We start from the raw sequence: 12,711 nt of genomic DNA, 5'->3' as shown, positions 1-12,711 counted from the left end.
GCCGTCGAGTAAGGCAATACCTTGAAACGGACCAGGACTGCCCTTGTTACCCACTGCATGGTTTCCCTGTGCCTATGCGGACCATTAGAGGCAGACAGCAACAGCGAAGAACTGATCGCTTTTGGCCGCACCCAGGCGGCCCATATCGCCGCACGGGCCGATGTCATTGCGCAGGTGGAAGAACAGAACCGGATCAGCGAAACGCTATCCGATAAACAGATTGCATTGATGGACCTGCGCTGGCAGCAGCAGTACGGGCGTGCCCATGCGCCTCTCATTCACCGGCTGATGAACAACCCGCTATCGGATTCGATGCGCTCCCTGCAGCTGCGCAGCAGTGAGCTGATCACCGAAATCATCATCATGGACAAACGCGGCCTCAATGTGGCGCAAAGCAGCGTCACCAGCGACATCTGGCAAGGCGACGAAGCCAAGTGGAAGAAGACCTTCCCGCTCGGTCCGGGCGCCGAACACATCAGTGACATGGGCCGCGATGATTCCACCGGCAGCATCCAGATCCAGATTAGCCGCACCATCACCAACAGCCAGGGGCACCCCATCGGCGCCGTCACTGTGGGCGTCGCCCCCCTGCAATTTTAATAAGGCTCTTCAATAACGGAGCGGGGAGCGCTGCCAGTGACCAACCTCCGCCCTCACCTCAATAACGCCAATCCAGCTTCGCCCACCATAGCCGTCCCGGCTCGTTAATCAGGGTATCCGCAGGAAATCCGAAACCGGCATTGCCCGCCAGGTTGAGGTGCTCGTTGTAGGCACGATCAAACAGGTTATCCACGCCAGCGCTGAGCGTTATGCTGTCAGTGGTTCGCCAGGCGCCGTTCAGTGACAACACACCGAAACCCGCACTGCTTTCCAGATCACGGCCCACCACATTCCCCTCATTCAGGGCAATACGATCCTGAGACGCCACCAGCCGCCACAGGGCAGAGGCACTCCAGTTGCCATGCTCATAGGTACCGGTAAAACGCGCCTCCAGGGGCGGCATCTGAGGTAACGGCGTGCCACTATCCCGCTTTTCTCCCCAGGCGTAGGCCAGCGTCATATCGCCACTCCAGCGACGGCTGAACTGGTATCCCGTGCCCAATTCCGCACCGGCAATGCTGGCATCCACATTGGTTACCCGGGTGATGTCACGCATCATTGCCGCTTCGTAGTTAAACAGGATGAAGTCTTCGATCTGACCCGCATAGACTGACGCCCACCATTGCAGCGCTTCCCCTTGAGATTGGACACCCAGATCCAGCTGGGTAGTCTTCTCCGGTTCAATGCTGTCGAAGGCATTCAGCTCACCCGCCGGCCCCTGGTCCGGGGAAAACAACTCCCAGTAATCCGGGAAGCGCTCGGTATGCCCTACACCCGCAAACCATCGAGTGGACGAACTCACCGCTTTTTCGAAACGGACAAAACCCGCCGGCAGGGTACCCTCACGGCTTTCGTTGGCGGTGGGGTTGGGTGTAGCCATCATCCCGCGGCCAACACGCTCACGCAGGTCGTCTACCTCATGGCGATCCACCCGCAGACCAGCGATCAAACGGGCATCCTCACCCAGATCACGCGTCAGTTCAGCAAACACACCGTACTGGGCAAACTCCGCATCTTTCACCCTGGGCTGGTCTTCGTAGGCATCCACGCCCATGGCAAAGCGATTGCGATGCACGCTGCGCTGCATGTCCGTACCCGCCAGAAATGTCCAGTCACCAAACAACCAGCTACCCTTGAGCCTGCCCCCCAAAGTACGACGATCCACATTGCTGGCCACCGGACCAGCCATCATCCCGGTACCGGAAGGGCTTCGCAGGGTGTAGTTATCCATCACATGATCGGCATAGTTGTAATACAGCTTCCCTTCCACACTCTCCAGCACATCGCCAAGGTTTTGGAACACCGCGCGCAGCCCCAGACTTTCACGCAGAAACTGCGCACCATCCATACTGCGTCCGGCATAGCGGGCTTCGCCATCCCCCGTACCTGCTGTTAGTTCAAGCACTGTGTCCGCATCGGGGGTCCAACCAAGGGCGAGATCACCGTTCCATTTATTCCACGCGGACGGCACGTATTCACCGTTACCGTCTTGATAGTCATCCGACTCGGAATGACTGCCTGCCAATCGCAGGTAACCAAGTGAATTACCCAGGGAGGCATCAAGGCGCTGATCACGACGACCGAAAGCGCCAAACAGCAACTGTGCATCCACCATGGCGTCTGGCTCGTAAAAGTATTGGGGATCACGCTCAAACAGCACGGTGCCCGCCGAGTTTCCGGGCCCCCAGGCAACTGTCTGCGGTCCCTTGATGACGGTCAGCCGATCAAAGTTTTCAGGCGCGATATAGGCGCTGGGGGCATCCATGCGCACCGGACAGGCGCCAATCATTTCACCGCCATCCACCAGCAGCTTGATCCGTGAACCGAACTGGCCACGCAGCACCGGATCTCCGTTACTGCCTCCATTGCGGATGGCTGAAAAGCCGGGGATGGTCTTGAGGTAATCCGCCGCGTCACTGGCGGGCACCGGCTGACGGGGATCCTTGGGATTAGCCTCGGTCACGGGTCCAGCCGAGGGCGCGACCGTGGTCACGATCACCGGCGCCAGCTCATGGGGCAGCACGTCAGTTTCGCTGGCCTGCACGGCAGACACCAGGCAACCAAGCACAACCCCTGTCAGAACCCTACTGCCCGAAGCAGAAACACCCAAGAATAACGGCAACGACATGACACCCCCCAGACAGTGAAATAGATGACCTGGCGGACAGCCCTGCCAGGCGGCGCAAAGATTATCACCGCCGCGACGTCGGCTCGTGCGGCATATTGTCGCACCGGGGCTCACCAGGCCAAGCCACGTTCCTCTGCCTTTTCTCCGGCATCTCTCATCAGCACTCTTCACTTGACGTGGACCCGGGATCGTCAACCATCAGCGCATGACCACAACCACGCCGACCCGCCTCGACACGGATATCACAGCGCTTCCTGCCACCCCCGGCATCTATCGTTTCTGGGGTGAAGGTGAGACGCTGCTGTATATCGGCAAGAGCATCAATATCCGTCAGCGAGTGCGCACCCATTTCCAGAACACGGCGCCGCGAGCCCGGCGTATGTGCCAACAAACTTGTCGTATCGAGTACACCGAGACCGCCGGAGAACTGGGCGCCCTGCTACTGGAAAATCGCGAAATCAAGCAACGGCAACCGGTCTTCAACCGCCGCCAACGTCGTTACCGGCAACTGCAGACCTGGCTGCTCAGCCATAACGAGAAGGGCTTTCTGGTACCTCATCGTTACCAGCCAGACCCGCAGCATCCGCTCTGGCAGCAAGACTGCTACGGGCTGTTCCGCAGCCCCCGCCAGGCGCAACAGGCGCTGGAGCATTGGGTTCGGGAAGCCCGGCTTTGCCCCAATATCTGCGGACTGGAACAGGGCCCAGGCCCCTGCTTTTCCTTTCAACTGCAACGCTGTCAGGGTGCCTGTTGTGGCAAGGAGTCCGTCGCCAGCCACAATCGACGATTACTGGCCGCACTTGAGACGCAGCAGATTCAGGCCTGGCCCTACGATGGCATTCTGGTTATTCACGAACAGGGCGAGAGTGGCGAAGACTTCCACCTGATTCATCAGTGGTGCCACCTGACCACACTGCCACACCCGCCCACACGGGAAGATCTGGACCACTTTGAGGATGCGGTCTTCGATCTGGACAGCTACCGGATGCTACTGCACTTCATCAATCGCGGCGCCCACTGTTTTGTCATGGAATGAACCGTTGCAGCCTTCACAACCCATTGCCGTGAGCCCGCCATACTGAAGGCATGAATAAACCATCGTCCCCCGACACTGTCAGGCTGATCACGGGTGCCAGCTCCGGTATCGGCCTGGCACTGGTGCAGCACTGGTTGTCTGAAACGGCGCCGGTGATTGCGGTGTCCCGCCATGCGACCCGCAACCCGGCCCTGCAATCCTTGCAACAACAGGGACTGCCACTGACCTGTATGGATGTGGATATTACCGGGGAAACGGCATTGGAAACGCTTGCGCATACCTGCCGACAGAGCAACACCCTGCCAACACAAATCATCAACTGTGCCGGAGTGCTGCATGACAGGGATCGTGGACTGGTACCGGAAAAACGGCTTGAAGACATAACGCTTGAAGGGCTGCACAACAGCTTTGCCCTGAACACCTTTGCCCCCATTCTGCTGGCGCGCCATCTGCTGCCATTGCTGCCACGCCGACAGCCAGCCCTGTTCGCCAGCATCAGTGCGCGGGTGGGCAGCATCGAAGATAACCATCTGGGTGGCTGGTACAGCTACCGGGCCAGCAAGGCTGCCCAGAACCAGCTACTGCGCACTCTGGCCATCGAGACCCGCAGGCGCTACCCACAACTGTGTGTCATGGCGCTGCATCCCGGTACCACCGACACGCCGCTGTCCACACCGTTTCAACGCAACGTCCCGGAAGGGAAGCTCTTTTCGCCTAAACGCGCCGCCCGGCAACTTGCTCACATCATGGATCACGCCAATGAAGAACAGCATGGCGGCTTTATTGCCTGGGATGGCAGCACCATTCCATGGTGAGCCAAGGCCGGTCAGGTCTGGGTGAGTTTCAGCAAGCCTGCGGCATAGGCATTCACATCGAAGGGTTGATCGTTCTCTGCACTCAACGCCACATGTTCAGCCAACACATCTGCCATTTTCTCCAACACCGTGTCGTGTTCTTCGCCTTGCGCGGTCAACGCCATCATTACCAGTCCGGCTTCACGGGGATGACCATCCGCTATCTGGTTTTCAATCGCTTCCACTAGCCGGGCAAAAGCGAAACCGTCTTCCGCCTGCTCGAGTTCTTTCATGATGTCTGTCCTTTTATCGCCCCGGGTTCAGGGCCTGACGTCCCGCCGGTTAAACACTTCCACGGTCTGGTTCCATTGCTCAACCACCCCGTTCTCCATATCCGCCGCATCGACGATACACTGCTCCAGGCACTGCTTGTAACTCTGCATCTTGCCCTGGTAGGTCACCAGCTTGTTACGGGCAAATTGTACCTGCTCATTGGTGGCCGTGTGACCATCGGGAATCTCGGGCTTTTCCGGCAAGTAACAATTACACAGCGCGGACGCCTGACCGGCGGTCAAAAGCATAAACGGGATCAACAGTAATCCTGATCTTCGCCACATTGTTCTTCTCCCTTATTCGCGGCTCTATCAATGATCACATGATAAAAGCAGCGCAAAAAATTGCGCGGCAGTGCGTCACTTTCTGCGTCACGACAGTAACGCCAAAGCCCTGCACGAAGGGAAAAGAGTGAAGACACAGTGGAAGGCATCGCCAGCGCTCGCTGAACGTGGTGTAACGTGGGGAGCCCCACAGAAGAGTCGGACAACCGTAGCAGGGTTTACGACCAGTCAGCCTCGATGCCCGCCGAGATATACGCGATAAAGCCTTTGGAAAACGCATCAAAATCAAGCTGAAAACTGTTCGCCTTGCCATTGAGATCCGGCAACCGCCACAACAGTCCCTGATCCACCATGCCGTTGAGCGAACTGTTGATAGCCAAGAAAAGATGCAGACGCACCATCGCTGCGGGCTTGTCCGGGATCACTTCCCGGATCTCTTCTTCCAGCCCCCAGATCAAGGATCCGAAGTAACGAATCAACAGATCCTGACCAAGCTCGCCCTCCTCTCTGATCAGCCGAGCCATGAACCAGACACTTTCACGGTCGTCGAGCAGAAAGAAATAGAGTGATTTCACCAACACCGTAGAGATGTCACGCACCTCCACTGGACGACGGGCCTTCTTGTCAGCAAAATCCTGCCACGCCTCACTGGTAAAATGCTCAAAACGTTCCGCCACGTCACGCACACAGGCTTCGATAAAATTGTCTCGCCGGCCAAAATAATAGCGTATGGCGGCTTCATTCAGCACACGGGCCTTGCGTTGCACTTCACGCAGGGACACGGCCGTGCCCTTTTCACCAAACAGTCGAATGCCTGTTCTTATCAGGCGAGATGCCACTTCCTCGCTTTTTTTGGCTTGTGGAGCCTGCTTCATGTTGCCCTAACCGTCCAGAATTCAGCCCTCAGTATAGAGGAACCCTCCCATCGCCGGACAGGCAAAAAAAAGCCCCGCATAACGCGGGGCAACAGCATTCCATTTCAGTGTAACCGCAGGCAGCTCTCATCCAGCACACTGTGGGCAGCGCGATAGTCTCCCGATTCAATCCGTTCTTTTGCCTCCTGCAGGGCGAACTGTATCTCGGCATAATCCCCATTGCCCACTTCACCGGCAGCCAACCCTTTTTTCAGCATTTCCCGGCTCTGCCGCCACAATGCCTCGAAGGCAGTGGATTCCGGCGCATCAGCCCAACTGTAATCCACCCTGTCTCTATTCACGTCCCAGGCCAGCACCTTTCTCGCGCTATAGCAGATGGCATCCCGTGCCGCCTGGTCAAAGCGGTCTACAGGCGAGTACTTGCTTACCCCACCCGTCAAAGGGGGAATCACGTCACGCAATGCGGCACCCAGCAAGCCGCCGCCCAGCACTTCCGTCACCCCGACCAGAGCCCCTCGTCTCAGTGGCGAGTTTCCAATGACCACGCTGCCGTCCATGTCTACGCCGGTCACGGCAATGGACTCTTCCCGTGCAGGTGTGGCGTTGATCAGGTCACCGGTCATACGGTCGATGATGGTGAGGGTCATCACCAACGGCGCAAACACCTCACTGCGCTCAGGATCCATCTGCAGGCCCAGCCCGGCGATCATTACAAGCGCATTTTCAGAAATGCTCGCGATCTGGATATTTGAAGCTTGCAGCTCCGCCGGCAGGGGCAGCCCCACAGCATCCAGTGCATCCGTAAGCAACTGCAGTATCGGCAACAACAGCAGACCACCGGAAAAGATCCCGTCCAGTTCAGCGGACCAGCCCAACTCAGCACTGTTGCCATGATCGATAATCTGGAACACCCCGGACCCGGTCGCAGCATAGATATAGTGGTCATAAGGTGACACCGCCAGAGACCCGAGAATCTGGTCGCCCACATTCACAGACCAAACCAGTTCACAATCCTGGTTGAACGCCAACGCATTGCCATCATTATCCGAGGTGTAGATACGCTCCCCACCGGGAAGCACCGCTGGCGTGGAGGCCGATCCGCCCTCGAAAGGCACCGTGCAGTCAGACTGGAACTCATATCCATCGCCGTCCGGGACCAGATTAATGGCATGCAGGGCACCAAAGCGGGCCACACCGTCTTCCTTGCCATCCGCCGCATCCGGCATCGTGGCCGCGATCCAGAGACGATCCGAATCCGGATCGGTGGCATAGTAGTTACTGACTACCATGTCTCCACCCAGCGCCACCGCCACAATAGTGTCGAAGATCCGGGCATCCTCAGACAGCTGCGCTCCCTCAGGCACAAACTGTCTACGCATGGCCACCTCCGCCCCTTCCAGAAGCGGGGCCGGCAAGTTCAGGCCGGTGTTGTCCACCGAAGGATCGCCTTCAATCTGATAGGAGGCGCGTAACGCCCCGGTTTCCCGGGAGAACGCCATCACCAAACCATCCCCATAGACCGCCACCACGCTGTCGCTGGGCTGGTGATAGTTCATCCCCCACAATCGCCGCTTGATATGGGTATCAAAATCTTCCGTGGCCGCAGCATCAACGGCCAGGCCGGTATTGGTACACCACTTCACCTCGCCGGCTTCATCGATGGCAAATACCCCGCGCAACCCGCCCGAGTAAACGATTTTTTCACCGCTCTCTGGATCATCAAGAATCATGGGGGTACCGCCCTGGCCAATCTGCCCGGGTCGCACCACCCAGTTTCTGGCTCCGGTATCCTGATCAAGCGCAAACATGGAGAAATCAATATCGGTTTGCGATACCGGAAAGACATGTGTGCCGTAGTAGCCATGCATGCCCGATGTCACACCTTCGGGCTGGTAAAGCTGACTTTCCACGGTCCATTCCAGTGCCAGACTCCCCGGGATCGTCAGGTCAACCTGATCATTGTTGATCACATTGCCATGAATGGTGGCAAAGCCCTGCCCTTTCGGAATCACCTCACTGGACTGTATCGCCGGTGAGCGCGATGCCAGTGACAGCTGTGAGAAATGCGACAAGGGCGTCTGGTCCTGGTGTTTCACGAACCTCTTCATCACCCCAGGTAACTCACTGACACTGGCTTCAGGGGAGGCGGAAAAGTCCACATCCATTTCCTGGCAGAACCCGTCGGCAGGTGACGCTGGAGGCGGATCAGCGGGTACATCCGCATCCGGCACCGCCCGGACTTGTGAAACCGGCGCAGCACCAGCGGACGACCCCGAGCCTCCACAACCGGCCAGGGCCATTACTGCCACCAATAGGGTGGCCCACGGCAAATTCCGACGATAGGACATCGCACTCTCTCCTGAATTGTTGTTATTCCCTTTCCCTGACAGGCAGGGACATGATTCAGGAGGCACAGTACGAAGTTAACCCAACCGGGTCAACCCGATTGGGTTAACTTACGTTTCCAACTGTAACCCGCTCTCCCGTGCAGACCCATAACGCGGCCACGCCGCAGCGGCACACCCCATCATCCTGAGGCCAGCCAATCCGCCATCTTGTTAGCCAGGTCATCCAGCACCGTGCCGGCATCCAGCCCTGCCGGCTTCATCAACACCAGATGCAGCAGACTGCCCGCTGTGGATGTGGCCATCAGGTAAAGGCTACTGGGCGGCACCGTCAGCCGATAATGCTCACGGGATTTCGACAGGCCATTCACCACCACCCGCAGCAATTCCTGCTGTAATTTCTGCGCAGATGGCAGCTGCTGCACAAAGGGCACCTGAAAGATCAGCACCTGAAGCAATTTTCGGTGCTGAGAAATTAAATCATGCAGGGCGCCGATCAGATGACGCATGGCACGGTGCAAATCCTCGCGGCTGTCGGTACGTTCAAAACGGGCATTGAGGGTGGCCGAGACATCCGCCAGCAAGGTGTCGGCAAGTCGGGCCACAATCGCCTCCTTACCAGGGAAGAACTCATACACCGAGCCGATACTCACCCCCGCTACCTCCGCCACTGCATTAGTGGTGAGCCCGGCATAACCGCGCTCCTCCAGAATCCGAGCACAGGCTTCCACCATGGCCTGCACTGTCGCTCGGGAGCGAACCTGCCTGGGCTCCTTTTTCATTGAAAAATCAGCAGGTTGAAGCGTCTCTCTGGACATTTTTCGGCCTCCCTTCGGCACATGCTAATCCGAGTTTTTCCGAGCATATACTCAGATTAGACTGGATGCATTCGTGTGTTACCGCAAAGGTTTGAGAAACCGTGTCCAATGAACTGAAATTCCGCCTCCCCAAAGTGCTCCCCTACTTCAGCCGTGCTGGCCAGCATTGGCGCTGGAATGTGAAGAGTCTGATCTCACCGAAACAGGCCCTGCATGATCGGGTCAACGGCAAGGTGGTGATCCTGACAGGGGCCAGTTCAGGAATCGGCGCCCAGGTCGCCATGGAACTGGCGCAGGCCGGCGCCACTCTGGCACTGATCGCCCGCAACCGGGAAAAGCTGGACGCCCTTGCCAGCGAGATCCACGGGCGGGGAGGCAAGGCCCATGTCTATCCCGGAGACCTGACCGATTTCGAGGAATGTGATCGTCTTTGCAAGGCAATCGACAGAGAGCATGGCCGGGTGGATATCCTGATCAACAATGCCGGCCGCTCCATCCGCCGCTCCATCAAGTTCACCTATGACCGCTTTCACGACTATGAGCGCACCATGCAGCTCAATTACCTTGCCGCTATTCGCATGGCCATGAATGTGCTGCCGGGCATGGAAGCCCGTGATGAAGGGCACATCATCAATGTGTCCACGGTCGGGGTGCAGGCCAACCCGGCACGTTTCTCTGCGTATCTGGGCTCCAAGTGGGCACTGGAAGGCTGGACCTGGGTCGCCGCCAATGAGTTTGCCCATACCAACATCCGTTTTTCATCGCTGAACTATCCGCTGGTACGCACCCCCATGATCGCCCCCACCAGGATCTATAAATACATGCCGGTGATGTCCGTGGACCGGGCAGTAAAATGGATGCTGGATGTGATCATTACCCAGAACAAACGCAAGCTCGGTGTCTTTGGCAAAGGCGCGCTGGGCATGTACTACCTGTTGCCAAAGACCTCGGAGTCCATCGTCAATTTCAGCTATCAGACGGTCTATGAGCAACCGCCGGAGAATTACATATCTGCAAAAGTGCGCGCCCGCGCCTGTGCCAATGAAGATAAAGAGGACAAGAATGAAGATCACGTGAGCACACGACGGCAACCGGAAAGCTGACATGAGTCACATGTGCGCACTGCCCTCTAACAGAGGGCCGATGCGCGCCCCTTCCCCGGTATTCCCACCTTCATATCCGGCCTCGCACCTGTCATTAAAATTACCTATTTATTCTATAGAAAAGAAAACCCCGTTTTATCGATTTCACACCTAGCCGGGACCAACAGTTAGCTTTAGATTGGATACATAACATTCACCATTTGATCCAAGGGAGAGTATCCAATGAGCAACGCAACCGCAGGGAAGTGTCCGGTCATGCACGGCGCCAATACATCAGCAGGAAGCGAGGCGACCAAGTGGTGGCCGCAAGCGCTGAATCTCAACATTCTCCACCAACACGATACGAAATCGGACCCCATGTCTGCGGGCTTCAGCTATCGTGAAGAACTGAAAAAACTCGACACCGCCGCCCTGAAACGTGATCTCACAAACCTGATGACTGACAGCCAGGACTGGTGGCCGGCGGACTGGGGCCATTATGGCGGTCTGATGATTCGTATGGCCTGGCATGCCGCTGGCTCCTACCGCATGGCCGACGGCCGGGGCGGTGCCGGCACCGGTAACCAGCGTTTTGCACCGCTCAACTCCTGGCCGGATAACGGCAACCTGGACAAGGCTCGGCGACTGCTGTGGCCAATCAAGAAAAAATACGGCAACAAGATCAGCTGGGCTGACCTGATCATCCTGGCCGGCAACGTGGCCTATGAATCCATGGGCTTCAAGACCTTTGGCTTTGCGTTTGGCCGGGAAGATATCTGGGCGCCGGAAGAAGATATCTACTGGGGCGCGGAAGATGAATGGCTCGCCACCAGCGACAACGAAAAGAGCCGCTATTCCGGTGAACGCGATCTGGAAAACCCGCTGGCCGCGGTAATGATGGGACTGATCTATGTGAACCCGGAAGGGGTGGACGGCAATCCTGATCCCCTCAAGACGGCTCACGACGTCCGTGAAACCTTCAAGCGCATGGCCATGAACGACGAAGAAACTGTCGCACTCACCGCCGGCGGTCACACCGTGGGTAAATGCCATGGCAATGGCGATGCCGACACCGTGGGCCCGGAACCGGAAGCGGCCGATGTGCACGAGCAAGGCCTGGGCTGGAACATCACCGCCACTCGTGGCGTGGGCAACCAGGCCGTGACCAGTGGCCTTGAAGGTGCCTGGACCACCAACCCTACCCAATGGGATCACAGCTATTTCGATCTGCTGCTCAACCATGAGTGGGAACTGAAGAAGAGCCCTGCAGGCGCATGGCAGTGGGAACCGGTGGACATGAAGGAAGAAGACAAACCGGTAGATGCGGAAGATCCGTCAGTGCGTCACAACCCGATCATGACCGATGCCGATATGGCCATGAAAGTCGATCCGGAATACCGCAAGATTTCTGAAAAATTCCACAACGACCCGGCCTACTTCGAAGATGTTTTCGCCCGCGCCTGGTTCAAACTGACCCACCGGGACATGGGCCCGAAGGACCGTTATGTCGGGCCGGAAGTCCCCAGTGAAGATCTGATCTGGCAGGACCCGATTCCCGCCGGCAACAGTAGCTACGATGTGGACGCGGCCAAGGCAAAAATTGCTGCCAGCGGCCTGAGCATCCGCGAAATGGTCAGCACCGCCTGGGACAGTGCCCGCACCTTCCGCGGCTCTGATATGCGTGGCGGCGCCAACGGGGCACGCATCCGCCTGGCGCCACAGAAGGACTGGGAAGGCAATGAGCCGGCCCGCCTCGGCAAAGTGCTGGGTGTACTCGAAGGGATTGCCAACGATGTGGACGCCAGTGTGGCCGACATGATCGTGTTGGCCGGTAACGTAGGGGTAGAGCAGGCGGCCAAGGCTGCCGGCTTGAACATCAGCGTACCGTTCACTCCGGGTCGTGGTGACGCTACTGAAGAGCAGACCGATGCGGAATCCTTCGAACCGCTGGAGCCCATCCATGATGCGTTCCGCAATTGGCTGAAGAAAGAGTACTCGGTACCGGCAGAAAAGCTGATGGTGGACAGAGCCCAGTTGATGGGCCTGAGCGCACCGGAAATGACCGCATTGATCGGCGGCATGCGTGTGCTCGGCACCAATCATGGTGACAGCAAGGACGGGGTCTTTACCGACCGCGAAGGCCAGCTGAGCAACGATTTCTTCGTCAACCTGACCGACATGAACAACAGCTGGAAACCGGTTGGGAGCAACCAGTATGAAATCGTGGATCGCAGTAGTGGCAAGGTGAAGTGGACCGCCTCCCGTGTCGATCTGGTGTTCGGTTCCAACTCCATACTGCGTGCTTATGCCGAGGTGTACGCCCAGGATGATAACCAGGAAAAATTCGCCAACGATTTCGTGGCCGCCTGGACCAAGGTTATGAACGCGGACCGCTTCGACGTTTAAACCTCAGCCC

At 57.8% G+C, this 12,711-nt stretch carries 11 protein-coding genes; 5 read left to right on the top strand and 6 right to left on the bottom strand.

The features are described 5' to 3' along the window. Nucleotides 1–21: 21 nt before the first annotated feature. Entirely contained in the window at nucleotides 22–600 is a 579-nt protein-coding gene (locus HF945_RS00670) for a PDC sensor domain-containing protein (protein WP_290523911.1), read from the top strand. Between the two features lie 58 nt (nucleotides 601–658). Here HF945_RS00670 and HF945_RS00665 read toward each other — a convergent pair whose 3' ends face one another. Next, a complete protein-coding gene (locus tag HF945_RS00665; RefSeq protein WP_290523910.1) occupies nucleotides 659–2,653 on the bottom strand; it encodes a TonB-dependent copper receptor in 1,995 nt (664 codons plus the stop codon). Between the two features lie 280 nt (nucleotides 2,654–2,933). On the opposite strand from HF945_RS00665, the gene HF945_RS00660 reads away from it, so the two are divergent. Both HF945_RS00660 and HF945_RS00655 read left to right on the top strand, forming a co-directional pair. Then, on the top strand, nucleotides 2,934–3,764 hold the full coding sequence (locus tag HF945_RS00660; RefSeq protein ID WP_290523909.1) for a GIY-YIG nuclease family protein: 831 nt from the start codon (nucleotides 2,934–2,936) through the stop codon (nucleotides 3,762–3,764). A 50-nt stretch (nucleotides 3,765–3,814) separates the two neighbouring features. After that, on the top strand, nucleotides 3,815–4,579 hold the full coding sequence (locus HF945_RS00655; protein ID WP_290523908.1) for an SDR family NAD(P)-dependent oxidoreductase: 765 nt from the start codon (nucleotides 3,815–3,817) through the stop codon (nucleotides 4,577–4,579). Nucleotides 4,580–4,590: 11 nt separating this feature from the next. Here the strand turns inward: HF945_RS00655 and HF945_RS00650 are convergent, their stop codons facing one another. The 5 genes from HF945_RS00650 to HF945_RS00630 form a co-directional block, all read right to left on the bottom strand. Continuing rightward, nucleotides 4,591–4,851 carry a hypothetical protein gene (locus tag HF945_RS00650; RefSeq protein WP_290523907.1) on the bottom strand — a complete coding sequence of 87 codons (261 nt, stop codon included), beginning with the start codon at nucleotides 4,849–4,851 and terminating at the stop codon, nucleotides 4,591–4,593. Between the two features lie 27 nt (nucleotides 4,852–4,878). Then, nucleotides 4,879–5,151 (bottom strand): hypothetical protein, encoded by a 273-nt coding sequence (locus HF945_RS00645; protein WP_290523906.1) that lies wholly within the window; start codon nucleotides 5,149–5,151, stop codon nucleotides 4,879–4,881. Between the two features lie 242 nt (nucleotides 5,152–5,393). Beyond that, nucleotides 5,394–6,050, bottom strand: coding sequence for a hypothetical protein (locus HF945_RS00640; RefSeq protein ID WP_290523905.1), 657 nt, complete (start codon nucleotides 6,048–6,050; stop codon nucleotides 5,394–5,396). A gap of 104 nt (nucleotides 6,051–6,154) precedes the next feature. Further along, complete coding sequence (locus HF945_RS00635; RefSeq protein ID WP_290523904.1) at nucleotides 6,155–8,398, bottom strand: PQQ-binding-like beta-propeller repeat protein; 2,244 nt, start codon at nucleotides 8,396–8,398, stop codon at nucleotides 6,155–6,157. 179 nt (nucleotides 8,399–8,577) lie between these two features. Next, a complete protein-coding gene (locus HF945_RS00630; RefSeq protein WP_290523903.1) occupies nucleotides 8,578–9,177 on the bottom strand; it encodes a TetR/AcrR family transcriptional regulator in 600 nt (199 codons plus the stop codon). A 137-nt stretch (nucleotides 9,178–9,314) separates the two neighbouring features. On the opposite strand from HF945_RS00630, the gene HF945_RS00625 reads away from it, so the two are divergent. Then, the gene (locus HF945_RS00625; protein ID WP_290523902.1) at nucleotides 9,315–10,316 is read left to right on the top strand and encodes an SDR family NAD(P)-dependent oxidoreductase; all 1,002 of its coding nucleotides are present in this window, start codon (nucleotides 9,315–9,317) and stop codon (nucleotides 10,314–10,316) included. Between the two features lie 222 nt (nucleotides 10,317–10,538). After that, on the top strand, nucleotides 10,539–12,701 hold the full coding sequence (gene katG, locus HF945_RS00620; RefSeq protein WP_290523901.1) for a catalase/peroxidase HPI: 2,163 nt from the start codon (nucleotides 10,539–10,541) through the stop codon (nucleotides 12,699–12,701). Nucleotides 12,702–12,711 lie beyond the last annotated feature (10 nt).

Origin of the sequence: Alcanivorax sp. (genome assembly GCF_017794965.1) — a bacterium.
Classification (GTDB): Bacteria; Pseudomonadota; Gammaproteobacteria; order Pseudomonadales; family Alcanivoracaceae; genus Alcanivorax.
The sequence above is the reverse complement of the archived record's forward strand: the minus strand, read 5'-3'. Positions and strand labels throughout refer to the sequence as shown.